14 protein-coding genes and 1 pseudogene are annotated in these 25,300 nt (G+C 66.1%); 12 read left to right on the forward strand and 3 right to left on the reverse strand.

Translation table 11 applies throughout. The features are described from left to right. The 9 genes and pseudogenes from RYL44_RS06875 to RYL44_RS06915 form a co-directional block, all read left to right on the forward strand. Positions 1-1,175, forward strand: a pseudogene (locus RYL44_RS06875) (Ig-like domain-containing protein); the annotation flags it as partial. Between the two features lie 32 nt (positions 1,176-1,207). After that, entirely contained in the window at positions 1,208-2,173 is a 966-nt protein-coding gene (locus RYL44_RS06880) for an AAA family ATPase (RefSeq protein WP_314975501.1), read from the forward strand. A gap of 20 nt (positions 2,174-2,193) precedes the next feature. Beyond that, on the forward strand, positions 2,194-3,420 hold the full coding sequence (locus RYL44_RS06885) for a DUF58 domain-containing protein (RefSeq protein WP_314975502.1): 1,227 nt from the start codon (positions 2,194-2,196) through the stop codon (positions 3,418-3,420). After that, entirely contained in the window at positions 3,417-6,095 is a 2,679-nt protein-coding gene (locus RYL44_RS06890) for a transglutaminase TgpA family protein (protein WP_314975503.1), read from the forward strand. The genes RYL44_RS06885 and RYL44_RS06890 overlap by 4 nt, the downstream gene beginning before the upstream one ends. A 17-nt stretch (positions 6,096-6,112) precedes the next feature. Then, positions 6,113-7,627 (forward strand): serine/threonine-protein kinase, encoded by a 1,515-nt coding sequence (locus RYL44_RS06895; protein WP_314804324.1) that lies wholly within the window; start codon positions 6,113-6,115, stop codon positions 7,625-7,627. Positions 7,628-7,735: 108 nt separating this feature from the next. Continuing rightward, positions 7,736-13,780 carry an Ig-like domain-containing protein gene (locus RYL44_RS06900; RefSeq protein WP_314975504.1) on the forward strand — a complete coding sequence of 2,015 codons (6,045 nt, stop codon included), beginning with the start codon at positions 7,736-7,738 and terminating at the stop codon, positions 13,778-13,780. A gap of 44 nt (positions 13,781-13,824) precedes the next feature. After that, positions 13,825-15,090, forward strand: coding sequence for a DUF58 domain-containing protein (locus RYL44_RS06905; RefSeq protein WP_276739060.1), 1,266 nt, complete (start codon positions 13,825-13,827; stop codon positions 15,088-15,090). Further along, the gene (locus RYL44_RS06910) at positions 15,087-17,660 is read left to right on the forward strand and encodes a transglutaminase TgpA family protein (protein ID WP_314975505.1); all 2,574 of its coding nucleotides are present in this window, start codon (positions 15,087-15,089) and stop codon (positions 17,658-17,660) included. The genes RYL44_RS06905 and RYL44_RS06910 overlap by 4 nt, the downstream gene beginning before the upstream one ends. Then, the gene (locus tag RYL44_RS06915; protein ID WP_276739063.1) at positions 17,657-19,219 is read left to right on the forward strand and encodes a serine/threonine-protein kinase; all 1,563 of its coding nucleotides are present in this window, start codon (positions 17,657-17,659) and stop codon (positions 19,217-19,219) included. The genes RYL44_RS06910 and RYL44_RS06915 overlap by 4 nt, the downstream gene beginning before the upstream one ends. Before the next feature lie 38 nt (positions 19,220-19,257). Here RYL44_RS06915 and RYL44_RS06920 read toward each other — a convergent pair whose 3' ends face one another. Genes RYL44_RS06920 through RYL44_RS06930 form a run of 3 tightly spaced genes read right to left on the reverse strand, consistent with a single transcriptional unit; the run spans position 19,258 to position 23,503 of the window. After that, a complete protein-coding gene (locus RYL44_RS06920; protein ID WP_314975506.1) occupies positions 19,258-20,631 on the reverse strand; it encodes a S8 family serine peptidase in 1,374 nt (457 codons plus the stop codon). Beyond that, complete coding sequence (locus tag RYL44_RS06925; RefSeq protein ID WP_073982646.1) at positions 20,628-22,148, reverse strand: type VII secretion protein EccB; 1,521 nt, start codon at positions 22,146-22,148, stop codon at positions 20,628-20,630. The genes RYL44_RS06920 and RYL44_RS06925 overlap by 4 nt, the downstream gene beginning before the upstream one ends. Continuing rightward, positions 22,148-23,503: an EsaB/YukD family protein gene (locus tag RYL44_RS06930; protein WP_276739069.1), complete on the reverse strand. Its 1,356-nt coding sequence runs from the start codon at positions 23,501-23,503 to the stop codon at positions 22,148-22,150. The genes RYL44_RS06925 and RYL44_RS06930 overlap by 1 nt, the downstream gene beginning before the upstream one ends. A gap of 203 nt (positions 23,504-23,706) precedes the next feature. On the opposite strand from RYL44_RS06930, the gene RYL44_RS06935 reads away from it, so the two are divergent. The 3 genes from RYL44_RS06935 to RYL44_RS06945 form a co-directional block, all read left to right on the forward strand. After that, positions 23,707-24,015: a WXG100 family type VII secretion target gene (locus tag RYL44_RS06935; protein WP_073982648.1), complete on the forward strand. Its 309-nt coding sequence runs from the start codon at positions 23,707-23,709 to the stop codon at positions 24,013-24,015. A gap of 21 nt (positions 24,016-24,036) precedes the next feature. Further along, positions 24,037-24,324, forward strand: coding sequence for a WXG100 family type VII secretion target (locus RYL44_RS06940; RefSeq protein ID WP_073982649.1), 288 nt, complete (start codon positions 24,037-24,039; stop codon positions 24,322-24,324). Positions 24,325-24,453: 129 nt separating this feature from the next. Then, positions 24,454-25,300: hypothetical protein (locus RYL44_RS06945; protein ID WP_390883808.1), on the forward strand; the 847-nt coding region annotated here is incomplete at its 3' end.

Here is a 25,300-nt window from a genome sequence, read left to right on the forward strand (position 1 = left end):
CGGCCCAGCAGCGCGACGGTAACGCCGCTCTGGCGACCATCACCTGGTCCCTGGGTAGCTCTGGCACCGCTCGATGGGGCGAGACGATCGTCTCCGTTAATGGCGTCACAAAGAACGTCACGGGCGGAACCACCACCACCCAGATGACCGTTCCCTACGGCGTGGCCCTCACCGTGTACGTGACCGTCAGTAACGCGAACGGTGACACGGCGACCTCTCCTGGTTACGTCATTCCGGCGGTCGTCCACGAGGACCCCACTCCTGCCAAGACGACGCCGCTGGCCCCCGACGCACCGCGCCTGGGCCCGCCCTCGGACAACGCCTGGGGCAAGCTCAGGATCTCGAACGCGCGCCTGAAGGAAGGCAACGGCTACACGGCCGCCGACCTGGAGCTCTTCTACGCGGACTCTGCGGCGGGGTGCACGGCACCCGGCAACCCCCTTCGTCTCAACAACGGCGACCGCGGCGACTTTGACGTCGGCTCGCTCACCCCGGGTGCGACCATGACCTATTACTTCTGCCAGCGCGGCACGAAGGACGATGGGTCCTACGTGTGGGGTCCCTCCGTATCGGCCTCCGGCATCGTCGGCAACGGCCAGCGCGACGGTGGCGGCGACGATGACCCCATCCCGACCTTCGAGGTCCAAGCAACCGCGTCCTACGTCCAGAAGAAGCAATCCTGGGGCGTGGCAGCTTCGTGGACCAATCCGAGCGGAGTGGAGATCACGCAGACCAGTACCTGGATCGAGGGACTGAAGGACTCGACCAAGCAGACCTGGCAAGGTCCGCTCACCAACTGGTGGGCCGAGGACCTGCAGCCCGGCCACGAGTACACGATCGTCGTCCAGGTCACCGGAAAAAATGGCCAGCACCGCGAGGTGAAGACCACCGTGAAGACCGGAGACGTGACCGATAACGTGAAGGCAACCTTCGAAGGGAAGATCGGGTGTGGAAATGGGCAGCAGTGCGGCTCGATGACGCTGCGTGCCGTCAACGCCTCGAACTTCCAGTCCGGCGTGACCCTCGTATGCAGCGTGAAGACCGGTCGCCCCTCTTCAGTCACACAGTTCCGCTTCTCGCGGGACAACCCTCAGATTACGGGTATCCTGACCGAGGCCATATCGGCGGATGAGCTCCTCGCGAAGCCTCCCGTCATTGACTGTCACGCCGAATAGACCACCCCCGCCACACAACAAAAGGTAGAAACATGACCCTTTCCATTGAGGATGCAACCAGGTTCGCCCAGGTCTTCAAGGGCCTCGTCGACGGCGTGTCCGTGGCGGTCCTGGACAAACGCCAGGCCGTGCGACTCGCGCTGACGACCATGTTCGCAGGCGGTCACCTCCTGCTCGAAGACGCCCCCGGCACGGGAAAGACGGCCCTGGCCCGCGCGATCAGCGCCACCATCGACGGCACGCACTCGCGCATCCAGTTCACCCCCGACCTGCTGCCCTCGGACATCACCGGCGTCAACATGTTCAACCAGAAGACGGGCGAGTGGGTCTTCCACGCCGGCCCCGTCTTCGCGGAGATCGTCCTGGCCGACGAGATCAACCGCGCCTCGCCCAAGACCCAGTCCGCGCTCCTGGAGGTCATGGAGGAAGCCCAGGTGACGGTCGACGGCGTGCGCCGCCCCGCGCCCCAGCCCTTCATGGTCATCGCGACCCAGAACCCCGTCGAGCAGGCCGGCACCTACCCGCTGCCCGAGGCCCAGCTGGACCGCTTCCTCATGAAGACCTCGATCGGCTACCCCTCGCGCGCCGCCATGATCGACGTCCTCGACGGCTCGGCAGCCCCCGACCGTTCGAAGAACCTGCGTCCCCTCGTCAGCGGTCAGGACATCGTCGCCTGGTCGGCCCTGGCCTCGGCGAACCACACGGACCGCGCGGTCCTGGACTACGTGGCCGCCCTCGCTGAAGCGACCCGCGACGACGAGTCTTCACTGCTGGGCGTGTCCACCCGTGGCGCCATCGGCATGGTGCGCTGCGCCCGCGTGTGGGCAGCCGCGCAGGGCCGTAACTTCGTCCTGCCAGACGACATCAAGGCCCTCGCGGTGCCCGTGTGGTCCCACCGAATTATCGTCGACCCCGACGCCGCGTTCTCCGGCGCCACCTCCGAGGGCGTCATCCAGCGTGCGCTCACGTCGGTGCCCGCGCCGGCGGTGGGCGCCTAACGCTTAGAGTCACCACCGCAATGGACGGCACGCGCACGGATCACGCAACGATGGTCTCGCCTCGCAAGGCGCAGGCCTCACGCGTACACCCGCTGAAGGCGCTTGCGGGTGCGGTCACACCCACCGGGTGGGCGCTGACCGTCTTCATCGTGGTAGCCCTGATTCTCGCGGCGACCCTGGAGTGGGTCGAGGCACTGGCATGCGCTCTCGCGGGCGTTGTCGCCCTGGTTCTGGCGGCCACGCGCGTCGCTTGGAAGCCGCCGCACGTCGTCTCGATTCGCGTGCCTAATGAGCGCATCGTCGCCGGTCAGACAGCTGTCGGCGAGATCTCAGTGCGCAACGAGCGAGGTCGCCCCGTGCGCGCTGGCATCATCGAGCTCCCGATCGGCTCAGGCACGGGCGAGTTCGTCGTGCCGCCGCTGGGCGCTCACGAGAAGTGGGATGAGATGTTCCTGATCTCCTCTCGTCACAGGGGACTCATCAACGTCGGTCCCGCACGCGCAGTGCGCTCCGACCCCCTTGGTTTGCTGCGCCGCGTGCGCTCCTGGGACGAACCCGTCGTCCTGCACGTCCACCCAGTCACCATACGCGTGCCTTTCGATGCGACGGGCTTCCAACTGGACGTTGAGGGCGTGTCCACCGGCAAACTATCCAGTTCCGACGTGTCGTTCCACGCGCTGCGCGACTACGAGCCGGGCGACGACCGGCGTGCCGTGCACTGGCAGTCCACGGCGCGCCTCGGCAAGCTTATCGTGCGCCAGTACGAGGAGACCCACCGCTCCCACCACGTCATCGTGCTGGATACCTCCCGCGACGCGTGGGACCACGATTCGTTCGAAACCGCTGTGTCGGTCACAGGCTCGTTGGGTCTGTCGAACCTGCGCGAATCGCGCCCGGTGTCGGTGACGACGACGGAGACGTGGCTGCCCTCGACGGTCGCTATGCGTCTCTTGGACGCCCTATCCGAAGTCTCGTCTAAGTCCTTCGGTGACCTTCCACTGCGCGTGCGCGAGGCCGTGGCCCAGCGCCCCGGAGTCTCCGCGCTCACTCTCATTGTCGGCCCCCAGACCTCGGACATGGAAGCCGCCCACCTGGCCCGACTGGCACCCATCGACGTGCCCGTGTCCATCATCCGTATCGGCGCGGATAAAGCGCGCGCCCGCCGAGACCTCGGACGAGGCATCCTCCTCGACTGTTCCACCCTGGATGACCTGCCGCGCATCATCGTCGCCGGGGGACTCGCATGAGCAAAAACACGAACACGAAACCCCGCGCCCAGCGCATCGACCCCCAGGACGAGGCCGTGGCGGCCCCGCCCGTCAAGGCCGATCCCCGCTCGCCGAACCACCCCACTCAGCCGCACGTTTCAAGCGGCGGCGGCCCACGTTCCGAGGAACACCCGCCCAAGTCGCGCACCACGCGGTCACGCCTGCTGACAATCACGCAGCGCTTCGCGACGTTCCGTACGCGCATGCCGATGTGGTCGCTGCTGGTCCTCGCGCTCCTTTTCGTCGGTCCCGTCGCCGCTTTCGAACCCGTCTTCGGCGGGGGAGTGGGCGCGATCGCCGCGGGCGCGGGCGTGGTCTGCGGCTTGACGATTGCCGCCGCGTCGACCAAGTGGCGCTGGGATTCCATCACGACTGTCCTGGTTGTCCTGGCAACCTACTTTTTATTGGGCAGCGCAGCGGCACTGCGCTCAGAGGCCCTCTTCGGGTTCCTGCCCACCGGCAAGACCCTCCAGGTCATGGTCCTGGGGTCCTTCCGCGCGTGGAAGGACCTGCTCACGTTGACCGCACCCGTGTCCGCGTACTCGGGTCCCGGCCTGGTCCCGTGGATGAGCGGCCTCGTCCTGTCCGTCCTGTCCGGTCTGATCACCGCGCGCGTCGGACGTGCTATGGCGGGTTCCGTTCCACTGGTCGCGATGGGCGGCATCTCGGTGTTCTTCGGCCTGTCCGCAAAGCCGCTGCCCGTGTGGGCTGTCCTGATCTGGTGGGGTCTCCTTGCTGCCTGGTGGGCCGTCGCCGCCCAATACCAGCGCATCACGCTGGGACAGGACGTGCTGGTGGGCCGCTCCGGTGCGACCGGCGCGGAGAACACTCTCGGGCGCAGCTCCCGCTCCACCGTCTACGTGGGGACCCGCGTCCTCGGCGCGACCCTCATGCTGGCGATCTCGATAGGGGTGGCCCTGCCCGGCGCCTCTTACCTGGGTTCCTCGGGTACCCGCATCGTCGGTCGTGACCTCGTCGAGCCGCCCCTGGACATCCAGGCCTACCCCTCGCCCATGGCCTCGTTCCGTCACTACACGACCGACCTGAAGGACGAGACGCTTCTGACCGTCTCTAACCTGCCTGAAAACCAGCGGGTGCGCATCGCTGCGATGGACGTTTACGACGGCACGACCTTCGGAATGTCCGAGAACCGTGGCGACGGGCACTCCGGTTATATCCCCGTCGAGACGACCATCCCTGGACGCGCTGAAGGGGATTCGACCGTCACCGTGTCGGCCATCGGCATGTCGGGCCCGTGGGTGCCCGTCCTGGGAACGCCCTCGCAGATTACGTTCGTCGGGGCGGACAGTGCTGGGCAGCAGGACGGCCTCTTCGTTGACACGTGGGGCAACGCGGCGCTGACCACTGGGCGCGCGGGAACGATGACCTACGACGTGCGCACCAGCTTCACGGATCCGGTGCGCGACGAGGACCTCGCCTCCCTGGCGGTCATGCCCAACACGTCCAAGGACACGAACGTGCCCGAAGGCATTGCCGCGAAAGCCACCGACCTGACGCAGAACGCGTCGACGTCGCTTGCGGCCGCCCGCGCAATCGAACACTACCTGTCAACCAACGGCTTCTACCTCAACGAGAACACCCAGTACTCGCGTCCGGGCGTTCGCACCGACCGACTCCAGCGCATGCTCTCCGGGGATGAGAACCTGATCGGTGACGACCAACAGTACACGGCCCTCATGGCCCTCATGCTCCACGAGCTGGGCATTAACGCGCGCGTCGTCATGGGCGCCTACCCGGAGGGCGGCTCCCAGGGGGGTGCCGCGTCCCTGCGAGGCTCCGACATTCGTGCCTGGGTGGAGGTCGAGTTCGCGGGCGGCATTTGGGCCGTCTTCGACCCGACGCCACCGCGTGACCATACGCCGCAGACGCAGGTCCCCAAGCCTCGGTCCGTCCCGCGTCCGCAGGTCCTGCAGCCGCCGGATCCCCCGGAGGCTCCCGCTGAGCTGCCGCCGACGACGCGCGATCAGAACGCTGATCCGGTCAAGCACCCCGACGGAGCTTTCCCCTGGGGTGTCGTCGCAGGCATTGCGGGCGGTATCCTCCTGATCCTGGTGCCTCCGTTGGCAATCCTGGCCTATAAGGCCGCGCGTCGTCGCCGTCGTCGCCGATCGGCTGCCTCCGGTGCTCTCATCGGCTCGTGGGACGAGGTCGTGGACTTGGCCGCTGATTCCGGCCTGGCCATCGAGGTGGGGCGTACGCGCCAGGAGACAGCCTGGTCGCTGGCGTCCCAGTGGGGCCTCGGCGAGCATCCGGGGGACCCGTTCGCCCTGGTGACGGGCGAGGTACGCCACGGCGAGGACGGTTCGATCGACTCTGTCGAGGTGGACGAGGCCTCGGTGGCGCGCGGCCACTACGTGATCGACGGGTGGAGCCGCTTCGGGGACGACGTGCCGGCTCCGGTGGTGATCGCCCGCTTTGCGGACGTCGCGGACTTCGCGTCCCATGGCGCTTCCCGTGACCGTGCGCGCGCGGCCTGGGTGCAGGTTGGGCAATTGCGTTCCCTGGTTGCCAGTCGCGTCGGCTTCTTGGTGCGCACGCGCCGCGCACTGTCCCTGCGCAGCGTGCGGATGCGTCGTAAGCTTCGCCTGAGCGCGTCAGTCGCGCGCACGATGAAGGAGGAGAGTCAGCAGTGAGCCCAGCTGTCGCGGGTATGCGAGGCCCTGAGATTCCGGGGTTCCGCTGGGTTCGCCCGCTCGGCCAGGGTGGCTTCGCGGACGTGTTCCTGTACCACCAGGAGCTGCCCAGCCGCGACGTGGCCATCAAGGTGGTGCGCGCGCAGGGCGACGAGCGGGGCACGCGTGAGTTGCATCGCGAAGCTGACGCGATGACGCTGCTCGCGGGGCACCCGTCGGTGGTGGAGCTTCACGGCGTCGGCACGACGTCTGACGGTCGCGCCTATCTGGTCATGGAGTACTGCCCGGTCGCTGATCTTCTCACTCAGGTGCGGGCCCGCCCGATGGCGCTGGACAGGGCGCTTGAGACGATGATTAAGATCAGCGGCGGCGTGGAGATGTTCCACCGCCTGGGCTACGTTCACCGCGACATTAAGCCGTCGAACATCATGCTGGATGCCTACGGCAAGCCGGTTCTCGCGGACTTCGGTGTCGCTTCGAAAGTGGGCAAGCTCGAGGTTGGTGCCTTCGATGGGTTTTCGGTCCTGTGGGCGCCCCCCGAACAGCAGGATGTCAATTCGCCTGCGTCCCCGTTGCAGGACGTGTGGGCGCTGGCCTCAACGACGTGGACGTTTATCACGGGTCGCAGCCCGTTTGAGGATCCGATTGGCGATAATTCAGCGGCGTCGATCGCGAATCGAGTTCAACGTGGGCGTATGCGCGGCCTGGGGCGCGCGGATGCTCCCGCTGAGCTGGAGCGCGTGCTGCGTGCCGCGATGGCGGTTGATCCGAGCGAGCGCACGCCCTCGGCAATGGAGTTCGGGCAGGGCCTACAGCGCGTGCAAAAGGAGATGGGACTTCCTCGCACGGACATGGAGATCAAGGAGAGGCGCCCCAAGGCCACTGCGGCGCCCGTCGGCGCCGATCAGAAGACCCGGCTGCGCGGCGCTCCTGTCATTGATCCGGACAAGACGCGCCTGCGGCCACAGTCCTATTCCTTTGAGGGAGGGGCGGGCTCGGGTGGGGTCGAGGCCGTGGCTGATTCGTGGAAGATCGAGCGGGCCTCGGACGTGGATGAGGCTTCGGGTGGGCGCGTCGCCGAGGAATCGGCGGCGTCCAAGCGGAGTGTTAACCCTGTGGTCGCCGTGGGGCTGGCGCTACTGGCTGCCGTGATCGCCGCGGGCCTGGTCGTGGGGATGCTGCGCGGTGAGGGGTCTTTCACGCGCATCGCCCCCGACAAGGAAACGACAGCTGCGGCGAACAACCCGGAAGATGCGCTCGGAGCCGCCCCCCCGCCGGTGACGAACCTGACGGGTGAGTATTCCGGGGGTGAGGTGACGTGGACGTGGAGTGCCCCTGATGGGCCGGCGAAGTCTGACATCTCATACTCCTACGAGGTTGTTGGCGCGGTCGGTGAGTCGCGCGGCAGCGTCGATGTGACCACGGTGAGTGTCGAAGGAACGACCGGCGAGAACTGCGTGGAGGTGACGACAGTGTCGCGTTCCTCGGGGCGCATGTCGGACCCTGTGCGTCAGTGCCTGGACGTTCCCTGACCATCTGTGTGTCGCGCGGCGCCGAGGTTCGTGCCCCCGTGTGTTTTGAGATAGTCTGATAATGGCCCGTTGTCCGCGGGTGAGGTTGTTGGGAGAGTGGTGAGCGCCGTGGCGAAAAGTGACCGCGTATCGAAGCTGCTTCGTCGGGCGTTTCGTCGGCTCCCCGCGATCGGCGTCCTGATCGTCACAACGGCGCTCGTTGTCATTGCGATTGTGCACCGCGGCATCGAGGTGACAGAACTGGACGTGGACGATGGTGGCATCTGGGTCACGAAGGGGTCAGACCTGTCCCTGGGACACTTGAACTACGACGCCCTCACCTTTGACGGTTTCGTATCGACCCCGAGCGCGCAGGTTGCTCTGGGCCAGGACGGTCGCACGGTCACCATCGGTGACGACACGACGCACTCCGTGGCATCCGTTGACGTCGCGGCCATGAAACTCGGCGGCGCGACCACCCTGCCCGAGGGTTCCCAGGTGGTTCAAGGCGCAACGACGATCGCCGTCCTCGACGCCTCAGCCGGGTATCTGTGGGTGGGCGACGCCAACCACCCTGACTCCCTCAAGTACGAAGACACGGAGGCGATCGCCGACGGACTTGCCAGCGGAGTCGTGACCGTATCCACGACGGGAACGGTGTTCGCCTACGCTCCGCAGTACGCGACCCTGACGACAGTCAGCCGCGCCGGGGCCACATGGACCGCCTCGAAGAAGACGATCGACGGAATCTCCGCCGGGGATGACCTGACGATCACGGCCGTGGGCGACAAACCCGTCATCTACGATGCGACGACGAACAGCGTCGTTATACCCGCAGGTCGTTCGCGCGCTTTGAGCGGCGACGGGGTTGCACCCGGCGCGGTCCTGCAGATACCCGGACCCACAGCATCCTCCGTTCTCCTGGCGACCCCCGACTCCCTCGTGAGCGTGCCCCTGAACGGCTCTGCCCCCACGGTGACCCCCGCGCAAGAGGGTGCAAGTATCGCGGGAGTGGCCGCCCCACCGGCCTTCCATCAGGGCTGCGCGTTCGGCGCGTGGGGCGGTTCGGGCGCTGCAATCCGCATGTGCCAGAGCGGTACTCAACGGTACGCGGACGTGGAAAACCTCGCCGCCGCCCAGCACCCGGTCTTTCGAGTCAACCGCACCCGCATTGTCCTCAACGACGTCGAAACCGGCACCGTGTGGCTGCCGGAGCGGGACATGGTCATGATCGACAACTGGGATCAGGACAACCCGGACGACACCCAAGTCGACTCCGAGGACCCTAACCCTGACCTGCTGGAGCAGATCAGCGACCCACAGCGCAACGAAAAGAACACGCCGCCCACCGCCGTTGACGACGAGTTTGGCGTGCGCCCCGGCAAATCCACGCTCCTGCCGGTCCTCCAAAACGACTCCGACCCCGACGGTGACGTGCTCACTGCAGAGGCGACCTCGCAGCCGTCGTTCGGCAACGTCGTCGTCACGCGCGGCGGACGTGCCCTCCAGATCACCGGCGTCGCCGACGACGCGCAGGGATCGGGTTCCTTCACGTATTCCGCATCCGACGGCTTGGCCTCGGCTACCGCGAATGTTTCTCTGCGCGTGCACCCGTGGAGCGAAAACGCGGGCCCCAAGCGCGTCCACGACGCCAACGTGAAACTGGGGTCGGGCGCGCAGATCGAATACAACGTGCTGGCCGACTGGATCGACCCGGACGGGGACCAAATCTTCCTCGAGCGCGCCGAAGGTTCGGAGGGCCTGTCGGTCCAGTTCTCCGAGGACGGAACGCTCTCGATCCGTGACCTCGGAGCGGGCGCCGGGCCTCGTCAAGTGAGCGTGTACGTCTCTGACGGGTGGATCACGACCGAAGGCGAACTGACCGTCCTCGTCCAAGAACCCGGAAACATCGCGCCTATCGCCAACGCCGACTTCTACGTTGCACGCGTCGGCGAACCCCTCATCGTAGCGCCTCTGGCGAACGACACGGACCCTAACGGCGATGTCCTAACGCTTACGAAGGTCTCAACTGCGCCGGCCTCAACGACCCTGGTTCCCGACCTGGAACTGGGAACCGTGACATTCACCGGCTCGCAGGTGGGTTCCTACGAGTTCACGTACACCGTTAGCGATGGGCCGCAGGCCGTCGTCGGTGTCGTCCGCATCGACGTCGTCTCGGGCGATGAGCATGCGGCACCCGTAGCCGAAGACGACATTGCGATCCTGCCGTCGGGCGGTTCCGCCCTGGTAGCCCCGCTGGCCAACGACACGGACCCGTCGGGCGGTGTCCTCGTCGTCCAATCCATTGACGTGAACGCGGGCTCGGGAATCGACGTCGCGCTCATCGACCGTCACCTCCTGCGCGTGACCGCCCCCGCGGGCATCGACGACGTCGTGCGTTTCACCTATACGGTGTCAAACGGTTCCGGGTCGGCCACGGCCTCGGTCGCCGTCATTCCGACGCGAGCGAAGGACGACCGCGCCCCGCTCGAACTGCAAAACGATTCGGCGAAAGTGCGTGTCGGGGACATCGCGTCCATCCAGGTCCTGGCCAACGACCGCTCCCCGTCGGGCCTACAGATGAGCGTCTCGTCCTCCCTGGCGGGCACGGTTGACTCCGAGTACGGGCACGCGTTCGTCACCGGTAACCTCGTGCGTTTCGAGGCGGGCCAGACGACGGGCCGCGTCGACGTCACCTACACGGTTTCTGACACGGCGGGCAACACGGCGAGCGCGACCGCGACTTTCAACGTGATCGGAGCCGAACAGGCGAACTCCGCGCCCCAGCCCAAGGCCCTGACGGCCTGGGCGGCCGCCGGTCAAACAATCCGCATCCCCGTCCCCCTCAATGGCATCGACCCCGACGGAGACTCGGTGACGTTGGTCGGCATCGACCAACCCCCGACGATGGGTACAGCGACGTTGGGCACCGAGTGGATTGAATACACGCCGGGCGAAGATGCGTCGGGAACAGACGTGTTCACCTACACGGTCGAGGACCGACTGGGCCGCCAAGCGAAGGCTCGCGTGCGCGTGGGGGTCGCACCGCCCTCGGATCTCAACCACGACCCCGTCGCCATCCCCGACGTGGTTAAGGCGCGGCCCGGACGCACCATCGAGGTCAATGTGCTGTCCAACGACGTTGACCCTGACGGCGACACCCTCAAGCTGCGTGAGGGCTCCCTTGAGTCCTCGAACTCGCAGGTGAGCGCCTCGGTCGTGTCTGCGACCTCCGTGTCGGTGACGACGCCCGCGGAAACCAACCCCTTCGTCGTCACCTATGTGGTTGAGGATGGGCGCGGCGGCAGTGCGACGGGCCAGCTGACGATCAACGTCGAAGCGGACGCGCCCCTCATGGCGCCGATCGCCCGCGACGACGTGGTTTCCCTGTCGGACGTGCCGCGTGACGGTGCGCCGGTGGAGGTCAGTGTGCTGTCCAACGATGAGGATCCCGACGGTGCGCTCGCTGACCTCACTATTTCATCGAGCGGCACGGGTGTGAGCGCGGACAACACCACCCACAAGGTGACGGTGACCCCGGATAAGGATCGGCGCCTCGTCGTCTATACGATCACCGACCAGGACGGCCTGTCCTCCTCGGCCGTCGTGTCGGTGCCCGGCGCGGAGCGTAAAGTGCCCGCCGTCAATCCTTCGCGCGTCCCCATCCGCGTGAAGGCGGGCGAATCGAAGACCCTGAACCTTGACGACTACGTGATGGTTAAGCGTGACGCGCGCGCCTATATTCGCGACACGTCAACGGTGCGCGGGGGCGCCGGACTGACGAACCTGACTGCGGACGAGACGTCGATATCCTTTACGGTCGACCCCACCTACGTGGGTAAGACCTTCATTAACGTTGAGGTTTTCGATGGGCGTGACGGCGACGATTCGGCGACCTCGGCGTCGCTGACGCTGCCGATTACCGTGGAGGCAACACAGAACCATCCTCCGACGATCACGCCGACGATCATTCGCGTCGCAGCGGGCGAGGACACCAGCGTGGACCTGCCCCTCATGGTCAAGGATCCTGACACCCCTGACACGTCTTCGTTCACTTACCGTATCTCCGACGTCCCCTCGGGCATCACGGTGCGAAACGTGACGGATACGCAGCTGTCCGTCAGCGCGGAACCAGGGACGAGGTCGGGGCCCGTCGGGTCGTTGACGCTTAGCGTGGACGACGGCTCGGGAAGCCCGGTTAGTGCGAAGGTGCCGATCGAGGTCGTGGCATCGACGCGCGCACTGATTCAGACTTCGCTCGCGCAGATTATTGCGGACGCCGGACGGACGGTGAACGTGGATCTGACGCAGTACACGACGAACCCGTTCCCGGATACGCCGATCACGATTCAGCGGGCAACCGTTCAGGTTGGCGAGGGGACCGTGGATCCGCAGGGCACGGTCCTGGCCGTGAGTCCGCGGGCGGGATTCCACGGCAATATGGTGATCGTGTATCGCGTCGTTGATAAGACGCTGGATTCCTCGCGGACGGTTGAGGGTCGCGTGTCGGTGACGGTGCGTGACCGTCCGGACGCGCCAGAAAACGTTCAGGTGACGCCCACCGGTGCGGGGCGCGCCAGCGTGTCCTTCACGCCCGGTGCTGATAACGGCGCGCGCATCACCAAGTACACGGTGACCGGCTCTCATGGCGGGTCCGCGGTGTGCGAACAGACGGTGTGCGAGGTCAGTGGTCTGACCAACGGCATCAAGCATTCCTTCACCGTTGTCGCGAGCAACGCCGTGGGGGACTCGGATCCGTCGGCTGCCTCCAGCGAGGTGCTCGTCGACGCTGCTCCCGCGCGCATGGCCGTCCCGACCCTGTCCGCCGGCGACGGCCAGGTCACCGTATCGTGGAGTGCTCCTTCCAATGAGGGGTCCCCGATCACTAAGTACGAGATTTCGCTCAATGGCGGCGACGGCTCAAGCCATCAGGCGTCGGCGGGCGGCGGCGCGACCTCAACAACCGTGTCCGGTCTGACGAACGGCACGAACTATTCGGTGTCGATCGTGGCTCGAAACAGCGCCGACAAGCAGGCCGAGTGGTCCGAGTTGGCGACGGTGACCCCGCACGGTAACCCTGACCCCGCCAGGGACATTACCCTCACGCACGTGGGGTCGGCCCACGACGGTTCGTCGGGCACCGTCGATATTTCATGGAAGGTGGACAGTAGCGGCGGCACCGGGTGGGGGACGACGACGATCACCGTGGATGGGCAGGAAAAGTCGCTCGATGGGGGTGTCACGTCCGCTCGATTCGACGACGTTACCCCGGGTGACCGCGTGAGCGTGACCATCAAGTTGACGAACGCGGAAGGTGACCACTCTTCGGTTTCTAAGGTGTTCTCGCTGTCGACTGTGCCGATGGCGATTGGCGCACCGACTCTGTCGGGGACGGGCCGGGCTGGCGAGCTGAGCGTGAGCGGCCTGCGCAAAGCCGCGGGTAACGGCTTCTCCAGCGATGAGTTGACCCTGCATTACGGGACGAGCGAGGAGTTGTGTGCCAGCGGGCCGACGATCAGCGACGGTGGAACGATTCAAGGGACCGGCACCAGGCCACTCACCTACTACTTCTGCCAGGTCGGAACGGCGACGTCGGGGCGGCCCGTGGCCTCGAGCGCGGTGCCCGCGGTGGGGCAGCCGATCGCGCCTCCGACGCTGTCGGGTGTCACGATCGCGAGCGCCGGTGCCGGAGCGGTAACCATTAACCTCGGCACGATCGAGGCCTACCCGAACGTCACGTCGGTGACGGCGATCGTAAACGGACAGCAGTACGACATGATGGGGATGTCATCCAGGACGGTGACCGGCCTGCCTGAGGGCATCTGGGTCAGCGCAACGGTTGTCGTCAAGAACCCTCAAGGCGAGGCTTCAGTCACCTCCAACACCACGACGACCGGACTTAACGTGTCCGCGAAGTGGGTCGACACCTGCAACTCGGATGTCGCCAAGGAAGTGCCCGGACAGGCGTGCCACACGTTCAACCTGGTTGCTCCCGGCTTCACGCCGGGTATGTCGGCGACGCACGTATGCAAGGTGAGTTCCGACGTCGATCCGGGGCGCCTGCGCGAGGTCACCGTCTCCGGACCCGAGGTTGCGTCGGGGATCCCGACGCTCAAAGGCTCCCAGGACGAGATGAACGGTCACGTCGTCATTCACAGTTGCGAACCGCGCTGAGAGCCGACGAAGCCTTAGAGGAAACAAACGATGAGAGGAGTGCCATGGCGGCAGTGAACGCTGACTTCGGTTCGACGGGCCGATCGCGCGCCTGGCGAGCCGTCTCCTCGGCGCGCCAGAGAGTAGGCACCCGCCTTCGGGCAATCCCTGGCATGCGCCACATGCTGGAGGCCTGCGCCGTCGTCACTCCCTTCGGGTGGCTGGTGATCGCATCGGCGATCGCTGGCAGTGTGGGTGCTATGGCAGCGGGTTGGGCGGAGTCCTTCGCCCTGGCTATCGTCTGCGTTACCCTGCTGGTCATCGCTATCGTCCTGATCGCAGCGCCCTCCCCGTACCGCGTGTCGCTGCGCCTACCGCAGGAGAGAGTGTCGGCGGGGCAGACGGCGCTCGCAGAGATCCGTGTCGTCAACGACACGGCGCGCCGCGGCGGCACCGAGGTCATTGAGCTGCCCATCGGCGCGGGCGTCGCGGAGTTCGTGGTCCCCGGCGTGTCTTCCCATCGCACGTGGGACGAGTTCTTCTCCGTTGTCACGCGCCGCCGTGGCGTCATCGAGATCGGGCCTGCGCGCACCGTGCGCTCGGACGGCCTGGGTTTGCTGCGCCGCGTGCGTTCCTGGGACAACCCGGTGACCCTGTACGTTCACCCGCGCACGGTCCGCGTGCCTTTCGACGCGACCGGCTTCCAGGTTGATGTCGAGGGCGTGGTGACCGCGAAGCTGTCCAGTTCCGACGTGTCGTTCCACGCGCTGCGCGACTACGAGCCGGGCGACGACCGGCGCGCCGTGCACTGGCAGTCCACGGCGCGCCTGGGCAAGCTCATCGTGCGCCAGTACGAAGAGACGCACCGCTCCCACCACCTGATCGTGCTCGACACGGCCCGCTCCTCATGGGACCGTGACTCCTTTGAGGACGGGATCTCGGTGGCCGCCTCCCTCGCCCTGTCAGGCATCGCAGCCTCACGTACGGTGTCGTTCGCGGCGGGTAAACGGTGGGTGCCCACGACCACAGCGGTTTCGATGCTCGACACCCTCGCATCCCTGTCTTTCAGTGGACGCTCCGACATCACGGCCCGCGTGCGCCGCGCCTTCGCCTCGTGTCCCTCGGCCTCGTATGTGAGCGTCATCGCGCCTTCCTCGGTCAGCGACGAGGAAGCCGCTCACCTCGCGCAGGTTACCCCCAGGGACGTGACCGTCCAGGTGCTGCGCATTAACCCGAAGCAGCGGGCGAGGCGCCGCAGCCTCGAGGGCGGCGTGCTCTTCGACTGCCCGTCGCTGCAAGAATTGGCGCATTTGGTGGGTGGTCTGCGATGACCGTCGACGCTGTGAGCCGGGCCAGGCCCCGCCTTCCCCTCCTGTCTTTCTTTGCGCTCGCCGTGCTCTTCACGGGCCCGGTCCTCACGCACGAGGCCGTGTTCGGCTCGTACGCGGGCCTGATAGCAGCCGGAGCTGGCGTCGGCGTCGGCCTGGGGATTGCTGCGGCTTCGACCCGCTGGTCGTGGGACACTTTGTCCACGCTCGCGGTCGTCCTCGTCGTCTACTTCCTGGTGGGCGGCCCTATCGCGCTGCCGTCGACTGTGCGCTGGGGCGTTGTCCCCACGACGGACACCCTGCTGACGCTCGTGCGCGGCGCTGTGGACTCCTGGAAGGACCTACTGACCCTGACGCCGCCGGCCGCCTCCTACGTGGGTCCCGCTCTTGTCCCGTGGATAACCGGCCTGGTCTGCGCGCTCGCCGCCGGCCTCGTCTCTGTGCGATGGGGCCGCCCACTCCTCGGCGTCCTTCCCATCGCCCTCATGGGCGTCGTGGGCCTGGCGTTCGGCCCGTCCGGGCTGGTTCCGCCCGTGTGGCCGTTCATGGTGTGGGTCGCCGGCGCTTTCCTGTGGCTCGCGTGGGCGTCCTCCCACCAGCGCCTGTCCCTCGGGCTTGACGTGTCCGTTAATCGACGAGGCCGTGGCGGTGCCAGCGCTGCGACTGCTTCCACGCGCGGTCCCTCCCGTCAGGCCGTGTTCCGTTCGCGTCGTCTGCTGGCCTCGTCCCTGATGATCGCGCTCGCGGTCGGCGTGGCCCTGCCGGTGACCGCGACGTGGGGGCCGGTGGGCCGACGCATCGTGGCGCGTGAGCTGGTGGAACCGCCGTTCAACGTGCGACAGTACCCGTCTCCGCTGGCAGCTTTCCGTCACTACAAGAAGGATCTGGCTGAGCAGCCCGTCATGACGGTGCAGGGCCTGCCTGCACACACGCGCATTCGCCTGGCGGCCCTCGACGTCTATGACGGGACGACGTTCACGATGAGCGCCCCGAAGACCCAGGCCTCGTCAGTGACGGTCGCGCAACCTGATGGGACCGCGCAGGTGGTGAACGTGCGCAACGGTTACGTGTCGGTGGGGTCCTCGATCCCGCGTGTCGGCTCGCAGGCTGACGACTCCACTTTCACGGCGACGATCGAGACATCGGGGATCGTGGGTCCGTGGGTGCCCGTGGCTGGCAACGTGCGTGAGTTGACGTTTAGCGGGGAGAACGCGAGTAGCCAGCAGGAAGGCCTGCGTTTTGACATGTGGGCTAACGCTGCGTTGACCACCGGCGTGCCCGCGCAGCCGCAAACGCTGACGGTCCGATCGGATGCGGTTGTGACCCCCACGGACTCCCAATTCGCTGGCGCCACGCCTGTTAAGTTCCACGCGGATACGGATGAACCCTACCCCACGGGTCTCGACGCTCTCATGGCGACGATCGTGGGCAGCACGTCAACGCCGATTGAAAAGGCGCGTGCGATCGAGCAGTATCTGCACAACGAAGGCTTCTACCTCACGGAAAACACCGACCAGTCGCGCCCAGGACACAATCTCAATCGCCTGTCGACGATGATTTCAGATAGCGGCGACCTGATCGGCGACGACGAGCAGTACGCGGCGCTCATGGCGCTCATGCTGCATCAGCTGGGGTGGAACGCGCGAGTCGTGATCGGCGCGTACCCGTCGGGCGAGCCGACAGACACGACGACCCTGCTGGGTACCGACATGCACGCGTGGGTGGAAATGGAGTTTTCGGACACGGGCTGGGCCGTTTTCGACCCGACCCCCGACAAGGACCGCACGCCAGAGTCGAAGTCGCACACGAAGAAGAACTCGCCGCGTCCCCAGGTCCTTCAGCCGCCGGAGCCTCCCGAGGAACCCGTCGAGCTGCCCCCGGTCAACCGTGACCAGGACGTGGCAGCGAAAGAGCCGCCGGGCGCGGGCATCCCATGGCTGATGATTGGCGGTATTTCAGGGTCACTGTTCCTGCTCCTCCTCCCCTTCGTGTTCATCATGGCCCTCAAAGCCAGGCGCACCCGCGTGCGGCGCAAGGCTTCACCCGGCGTGGCCCTCGTGGGGTCGTGGGACGAGGTTGTCGACATGGCGATAGACGCGGGTGTGCGCGTGCGCGCCGATCAGACGCGTCAGGAGACGGCGTGGGCTTTAGCGTCGTTCTGGAAGCTACGTGAGGGCCAGGATGACGAGGCGCCGGAGGGTGAGCGCGTCGCGTCCCAGGCGTCGACATCTGCCCTCATTCCCGGCTGGACACTGTTCCGCGAGACAGTCCCGATGACCGTGGCGATCGCTCGTCGCGCCGACATCGCTGACTTCGCGGAGGCGACGGGCGGCCCGAAGGAAGCCGAGTCCGCATGGTCGGACGTGGATCAGCTGAAACGCTCCCTGGCGTCCTCCGCGAGCGTGTGGGTGCGCCTGCGCCGCCGTTTCTCGCTGCGTTCGCTCCTGCGCGCGTGGAGCCGCACGCCGGTCGCGCTGAAGAAACAGGGACGAGGCTTGGGTCCGGCCACCGATGACGGCGAGGACGTGGATGGTCCCTCGGAGCACACCCAAAGCGTGAGGAGGAAGTCATGACACCGGGAGGCATCGTAGGCCAGGGTCCTCACATTGAGGGTTTCCGCTGGATTCGCGCCCTCGGCTCGGGCGGCTTCGCGGACGTCCACCTGTATCATCAGCAGGTTCCCTCGCGCGACGTTGCGATTAAGATCGCGCGGTCGAACGTTGAGGGTGGCAACGATGCGGTCCGCTGCGAGGCGGACGCGATGGCTCGCGTGTCGAGCCACCCCGCCATCGTCGACCTCTACGGCGTGGGGTCGCTGCAAGACGGCCGCCAGTTCCTGATCATGGAGTACTGCCCGGTCGCCGACATCGCCGATCAGGTGCGGGCCCGACCCATGGATGTGGCTTCAGCCCTGGACATGATGATCCGCATTTCCGCGGGCGTGGAAATGCTGCACCGATCGGGATACGTGCACCGCGACATTAAACCCGGCAATATCATGCTGGACGCCTACAAGGCGCCGGTGCTCGCCGACTTCGGCGTGAGTGCGCGCATCGGTCAGGGTGGCGGCAGCGCCGATGGGTTCTCGGTCCTGTGGGCGCCGCCGGAACAACACGACGGCGCTGCGCCCGCGGAACCCTCACAGGACGTGTGGGCGTTGGCGTCGTGCCTGTGGACGCTGCTCGTGGGGCGCAGTCCTTTCGAGGACCCGATCGGGGATAATTCGACGGTTGCGGTCGCTATGCGCGTGCGTTCGGGGCGTGCGCGATCGGTGGCCCGCGCTGACGTGCCGGTCGAATTGGACGAGGTGCTGCGCGCCGCGATGACGCTCGACCCTTCGCGCAGGACGCGCAGCGCTTTGGCTTTTGCGCAGTCGTTGCAGGGTATCCAGCGTCTTATCGGCCTGCCGGAAACGCCGATCGAGGTGCGCGATGCGTCCCGCGGTTGCGAGCCCGGCCAGCCGAGCGCCTCCAGCGCGGGTGGGTTCCCCGTGCCGATTGCGTCCCAGGATGTGGGGACGAGGCCTCGGGCGACGTCTGCGGCGCAGGATGCGACGATCCGTTCGGGCGCGGGATTTGACTTTTCAGAGTCGGGCGTCGTGCCGGTGGCGGACTCGTGGCACCACCCGCGCAACGTGTCGACGGGACGCGCTGAGGCGGCCTCGTTTGAGGATGAGGAAGAGAGCGTCGGGCGCCGCGTGTCTTTTCCGGCGGTCGTGGCGCTCGTGCTTGTCGCCGCTGTCGTGATAGCTGGCCTGGTCGTAGCAATGCTGACCGGTGGCGGGCATTCGATCCGCATCGACCCCGCAGAATCGCCGACCGCGCGAGGGGAAGAGCCGAACGGGCTGACGGTTCCGCCGGCGGCTCCCAGCGGGCTGAGCGGTCGCCTGGAGGGCGGGTCAATCGTGTGGACGTGGAGTGCACCCGACGATCCGAACTACGCGAGCGACCAGCTGATGTTCCAATACCGGCTTGAACGCCCGGGGGAATCACCGATGGGCGCGTCCACTCCCGTCGCTTCCGTGACGGCGCCGGCGCTACCCGGCGGCGACAACTGTCTGACAGTGCGTACGGTTGTGTCGGCCTCGGGCCTTCAATCGCAGTCAATTAGCGCCTGCGTCGCGGTCGAGTAGCGGCTGCGTCGTGCCCGGCGGTGCCCTTAACGACGCCGCTAGCGTTTGGTGCGGCCCGGCTGACGCAGCCACGACACGACGACCAGGCAACCGAGGAACGTCGCGCATCCCAGCGCGATAGCGACAACAGTGAGGTTTGTGCGTGTGCGAGCCGCTTCACCTGAGGCGCGCTGCGTGACCGGCAGAGTGAGAGGGGTGTCCTGGCCGCTGGTGCCGGTCATCGGGTTGACGGGTCCGTCAATGCGAGCGGTCGCGGACACGGTGATGGCTGCGTAGGGGTTAACCATGCCCCAGCCCACACCGTTGGATCTGGCGGCGGGACTTACGCGCCGCGCGGTGGCCTCGAGACGCCACTTCCACATGGCGGGACCCTCATCGGGGTGAGCAGAAGCGACGAGGGCGGCGGCTCCCGCAGCGTAGGCGCTCGCGAAAGACGAACTGCCGGTGGTCTCGTTGTTAGCTTCACCGGTCAGACAGTCGCCGCCGGCGAGCGCCGTGGTGAGCGACGAAATGGAGGGCGCGGCGACGTCGACGTGCACACCCGAGACTTGCCCACCGTCGGGCACGCCACCGGTCGCGCTGGTTACAGCGAGCGCGTCAGGGTGGGCGGCAGGGTAGCGTGGCACCGTGTCCGTTCCATACTGTTGGACGATTTGCGTCTGCGCGTTGCCCGCCGACGCGACCACGAGGGATCCCTGAGCGGTCGCCGATGCCACGGCCTCGTCGAGTCGAGAATCCTGCTCAATTTGTGATTGGGGGACGACGATGATCTGCGCCCCCTGGCTGGCGGCCCACGCGATTCCCTGCGCGGTTTTTCCAGCGTCAAGCCCGGTCTGACCGTTCTGCGGGTCCTCGTTGAACGTGTCGTACACGCGCACGGGCAGCAGGGCGACGCGCGGAGCGACCCCCTCGAGGGCGGATTGCTCGGGCAGGAGCCGGGAGGCGATAATGCCCGCCACCTGCGTGCCGTGCCCGTAGGTGTCGGTACGCCCATCCCCGCCGGAAGACACCAGGTCAAGGCCCGGCAGGACGATGGAACCGGATGGAAAGCGGGCGGAATCCTCGCCGCGGTCCGTGGAGGGACCCACGGGAACGAAGTGTTTGCTGGACGGGCTGATACCCGAATCGACGATGGCGACGGTGACGTTACCGCCCTTCGTGATGTTCCAGGCGCGTTCGAGATCGAGGCGTTTGTCGGTCGTATTCGCGTAGGTGGCGATGAACTCGGTGCTGGTCAGGCAGCTGCCGGCGTTCGGGTCGGCGGCGGGGGCTAGGATGCTCGCGCGCGCGTCGAGGACGTCCGCCCGGGCGGGGGTGGGTCCGGCCAGGGTCAAGCAGGCGCCCGCGAGGAAGCACACGCCCGCGCTCATGGCGCGACGTGCGCCGGTGGTGCGCGTCGCCTGGCACCTCATGACCTGCCCCCACCGGCAACCTCCCGGCGGGCGGCACGGTTCGATAGTTCGACGCCGGTCGGGATGAGTTCGAGCCACTGCTCGGGGACGGGCTGGATGAACTGAGCGTTCCATCCGAGGCGCTGGAGGGTATCGTTCTGGTCCTCGCCGAGGGAGTGACGCAGTCCCAGGTCTGAGACGAACGTGAGCGGCGGGTCGCTCTGACCGTTGCTGGAGCCCTGGGCGAGGGTACCGTAGCCGGATTTAACCAGCGCAGCTCCGGGCGAATACGAGGCAGGAACATTGGCTGTCGGGTCCAGGTTCCAGGAGGCGCGACGTGCGCCGTCCTGGGACATGACGGTCAGGGTAGCGTGGGCGGAACTGGCAGCCTGCTTGTTCGCGTTGGGGGTCCCTGCGGCCGACTGGCCGCGGTCCAGGCTCGCGCAGGGCACCTGATCGCGGACGCGGATTACCTTCGGGTTGTCGTCGTCGGATCCTGCGCCGGTGGAGTCCGAATCGAAGGGGTAGAGGCCTTCGAGCTGCGCCCATTCGCTGGGGAAAGGCGAGGGTTCGATGTCGGTTTGAGCGACTGTGAAGGACTGGGCGAAGGCCCCTGGCTGGAGGGCGAGCGCGCCCTCGATAGTGCCGTTGGGTGCTGCGGTCGTGCCCTCGTAAAGTGCGGCGGCCAGCGGCGACAGGGGGTAGGCGTGTCCGGAGGAGACCAGCACGTAGTAGGTCGTGGTTCCCGTGTCTTTGACGGCGACGATGCTTCCCTGACGCAGGGAACCGTTATTTTGGGGGTACGAGGCCATGGCCCCGCCGGGTTCGTCGACGCTCCAGGTGGTCAGGTCGGGGCCGTCGTCGAAGAGCGAGAGCCAATTGGGGTCGACGGCGATGGGGGAGGAGCCGATACGCAGCCGTGCGACGATGTCTCCTGCGCTGGAGGGGACCCGGAACTTGGAGGAGCCTGCAACGACGAAGGAGTCGTTGCTACCGGAGGGGGACACGTAGGCGCTGCGGGCGCTGTGCAGACCATTGCTGGACAGCAGGGACGAGTTACCGATCCACGTAAAGGTGTGTTCGGAGATTGCGCAGCTGGTCCAGTCGGCGCTCATCCGGCTGGCGGTGGAAGGGACGTCCTCGGGGGCATCAGGGATCCCGAGGGCCTGCCCCTGGCTGTATTTGGCGAGATCAGAGTCCGAGATTTTCATCGTGGCGGTTGAAGAGTCGCCCAGGAGCCGCGCGGATGTACGGTTAGCGATCGGATGCCACTGGCCGTCCTGTAGGTAGTAGCGGGCGCCGGAACTTGAGACGACGGCCAGGCCGGAGGATTGCGAGGAGTCGGCGCCGGGGTAGAGGAAACGCAAGCCGACGCTGACGAGGAGCATGAGCACTGCGAGGAACGCGCCGATGATGAAAGGGCGCGTGGGTGCTTGGGGTTCGACTTCTTTGCCGTCGGGTGAACCCGCGACGAAGGAGGTGATGAGGCGGCGTCGGTTGTAGCGTTGCGCTTCGAGGATGTCCTTGTTGGATGCCATCACATGCCCCAGATGTAGAGTGCGAACGGGGGGATGGCGATGATGACGACGGTACTGATCGTGTCAGCAGTGCGCGATAGCCAAGGGCGAACCTTCGGGGTCACGACATTCGTGGCGAGCACGAGGAGGCTGCCGACCAGGGACGTGACGAGCACGAGCAGGAGCGTCGTCGGCGAGAGCAGTGCGGCCGCGTAGGAGGCCCACGCGAGGATAGCCATCCCGGAGACGACACCGATGAGGACTTCGATACGCGAACGGATCGAGCGCGTGGAGAGCATGAGGGCCGCACCGATGAGGGAAGCGAGGATGATTCCCTCGGCTGACGAGGCCAGGATGGGAGTCAGGACGATCAGTCCGAGGCAAGTACCCAGACGGATGGAGACCGACAGAGACACGCCCATGGAAACGGACTTATCGATCTGGCGTGGGTCGATCTGGGCGGCCGCTGAAGGACCCGTGACGCGCACGGGAACCGACGCCATGGCGAGCCACGGGATGGCAAGGCACACGAGGAGGAGGAGAGCGCTGATGAGCGCCGCGATGCGAGCAGCGTTCATGCCGAGCAGCCCACAGAAGAAGCCGAGGAACCCGAGGGTCATGCCGACGATCGCGGGGCACAGGCCGCTCGCGCGGAGTTTTCCGGGCAGGACAAGATGACACAGGGCTGCGACGGTTAGGGCGCCGCCAGCTGTAAGAGCCCCAGTCGCGGTCCAGGGGCCGGCGGGTAAGGCACCCGCGCAGGCGCAGGCGAGGAGGACGGGTGCCGATCCGGCCAAGAGAGCGACCGAGGCGTGCTCGAGTCGACGGGAGACGACCGCGGCGGTGCCGGTCAAGAGAAGCGCGCCGACGATTCCAACGATCGGGTAGACGATCAGGCGGATGCCGTCAAAGGAAGAGGCGGTACCCAGGACGGAGCTTTCGTGGGAGGATGCCGACAGCAGGAGAACGGCGGCCAGCCCGACGAAGAGCGCGGAAGCGTAGACGGAGAGCTGGAGGGAGTCCAGGGGTGTCCACGGATCGACGGACTTTTCCACGGCGCTTCCCACGGCCTCGACAAGGTCATCGAAACGCTGGTCGTCGCGTCCCTGCCCTGCGCGCTCAAGCGTGAGGGATGCGCCCGCGCGCACGCCCTGATCACGCAGACACAGGGACTGGTCGAGGAGCTGCCCGAAAGACGTAGATACAGTGAAGCCGGCGGACGCGCCATACACGTCCATGCGACCGAGGCTACGCAAAATGGTAGGAATCAACTCCGCCAATGGAGACAACTGAGGGACCGACAGGTCGACCGTTTGATCGTCAAAGGTGACTGTCAGTGGAGTGAGTGCAGCGGCGGTGTGCGTGCTCTGGGCCATCGTCTCCTCCGGGTTGGGATGGTCCTAGTCTGCCCGTTTGTGGGGTGCGGGGCAAACTGTCACGACTCTGCACAACGGTAGAAGTTTAATGAAATTGTCTGTCGATAGGCTGGACTTTGTTTCGTTTATGTGGTTAAACTGGCTGCGCAAGTAGGGCGCACCCACCGTGGATGCGCTTGTTTCCCGATGATCTGGGAGGAAAAATGACCGATCAGAAGGCTCTCGATGGCGCGCTGCTCAAGGGTGCGCAGACCATCGAGGAAGCTCAACAGCAAATCCAGTCTGAACTGTCGGGCCTGCAGTCCAAGCTGGCGGGCATCGGCTCGTCGTGGCAGGGCGAGGCAGCCAGCGCGTTCACGAGCGTCATGAGTAAGTGGGACACTGAAGCCCGTAAGGTGACCGATGCACTGACAGAGCTGCACTCGGCGATGCGTTCGTCCGACACGAAGATGAAGGCGAACGAAGCAGAGCAGGCCGCCACGATGAACAAGTACGGAGCGCAGCTGCTCTGAGAGCAGAGAAAGGCATTTATCATGAGCGATATTGTTTACAGCTACGGAAATATCGAGCAGGCCGTCGCCGACATGGACAGCGGCGTCACGAATCTGAAGAACCGGCTTGAAGACATGGATTCTCAGCTCCGCCAGCTGCAGTCCTCCTGGGATGGACGGGCGAAGGAGGCCTACGAGACGTCCAAGGCCAAGTGGACTGACGGCATGAATGGCATCGTGGACATCCTTACCAACGTGTCCAATGCCGTGATGGAGGCACGCCAGTCCGCAGAGGCGACGGACTCTCGTAACGCGGCGTCCTTCAGCTGACACGCCACAGTTGCTGCGGGGAGGAGACCGGAGTTTTCCTCCCCGCAACAACTGTCTTTGGAGCCGCGCGCGTGGCGCGTGGTTCCATGCTTTTATCTGGGTCTTGTTGAGTGCAAGTGAGGTTGCGCTATGGCTGTTGAATCGCCCCTGTATGAACGCGCGAAGGCGTTCTTGAGTTTGTCCGCTATGCCCCTGGCGTCCGAGGATCTGGCCGAAGATAATCGCGCCGGAAACGCCCACACCGATGTCGACACCGCAAAGGACACGTCGGAGTGTTTCACAGCTGATGAGAGCGTGGGACAGTCGCAGACCAAGAGTGGCGCCGACCGGTGGATGTCATACTTTATCAGTGACGTCAACCGACACTTGCAGCGAATCGAGTCGTCGAAGGCCCACCACCTCGCGGTTCGCGAGGAGATGCACACGCAGGTTGCGAATACTCAACAGCTGAACCCGGAGTTGCTGTCCGCCTGGGAAATTGAGACGTACAGCGGCAAGGAGAAGGTGACGATCCCTGATGCCTCAGTCTCCGCCCGAATGGGTGGCGCCGTCGAGGCCAGCGGTGACGCATACCTGGCGGCGCTGGAAGCCCAGCGCAACGAAGTGCGCGAGGCCAGGGCGCAAGAAATCCTGAACGCTGTCAACACTAAGGGCAAGCAGGAGGCACAGAGTTTCGCGTCGAAGAAGGACGACTACGTGCCTGACGCGTGGCAGTCTCACGGTGATGATGGTCAGCAGGGCGGCGCTGGCGGTGGCGGTAATGGCCGCCGCGGTGGCGGCGGCGCTGACGGCGGCCTTGTTCCTACCGTGGGCGCGCATACGGTCGCGGGTTCAGGTTCGAATGGATGGGCCTATCCAACGGCCGGCGAACCCGGCAGCCCGTCGAATCCGATCACCGATCCCGCACAACTGTCTCACATCGACTTGACGACGACGCCGGTGAATCAGCGGATGACGCCTAATGGGCCAGTTGGTG

The sequence above is a fragment of the Actinomyces bouchesdurhonensis genome, from assembly GCF_963540955.1.
Lineage (GTDB): Bacteria > Actinomycetota > Actinomycetes > Actinomycetales > Actinomycetaceae > Pauljensenia > Pauljensenia bouchesdurhonensis.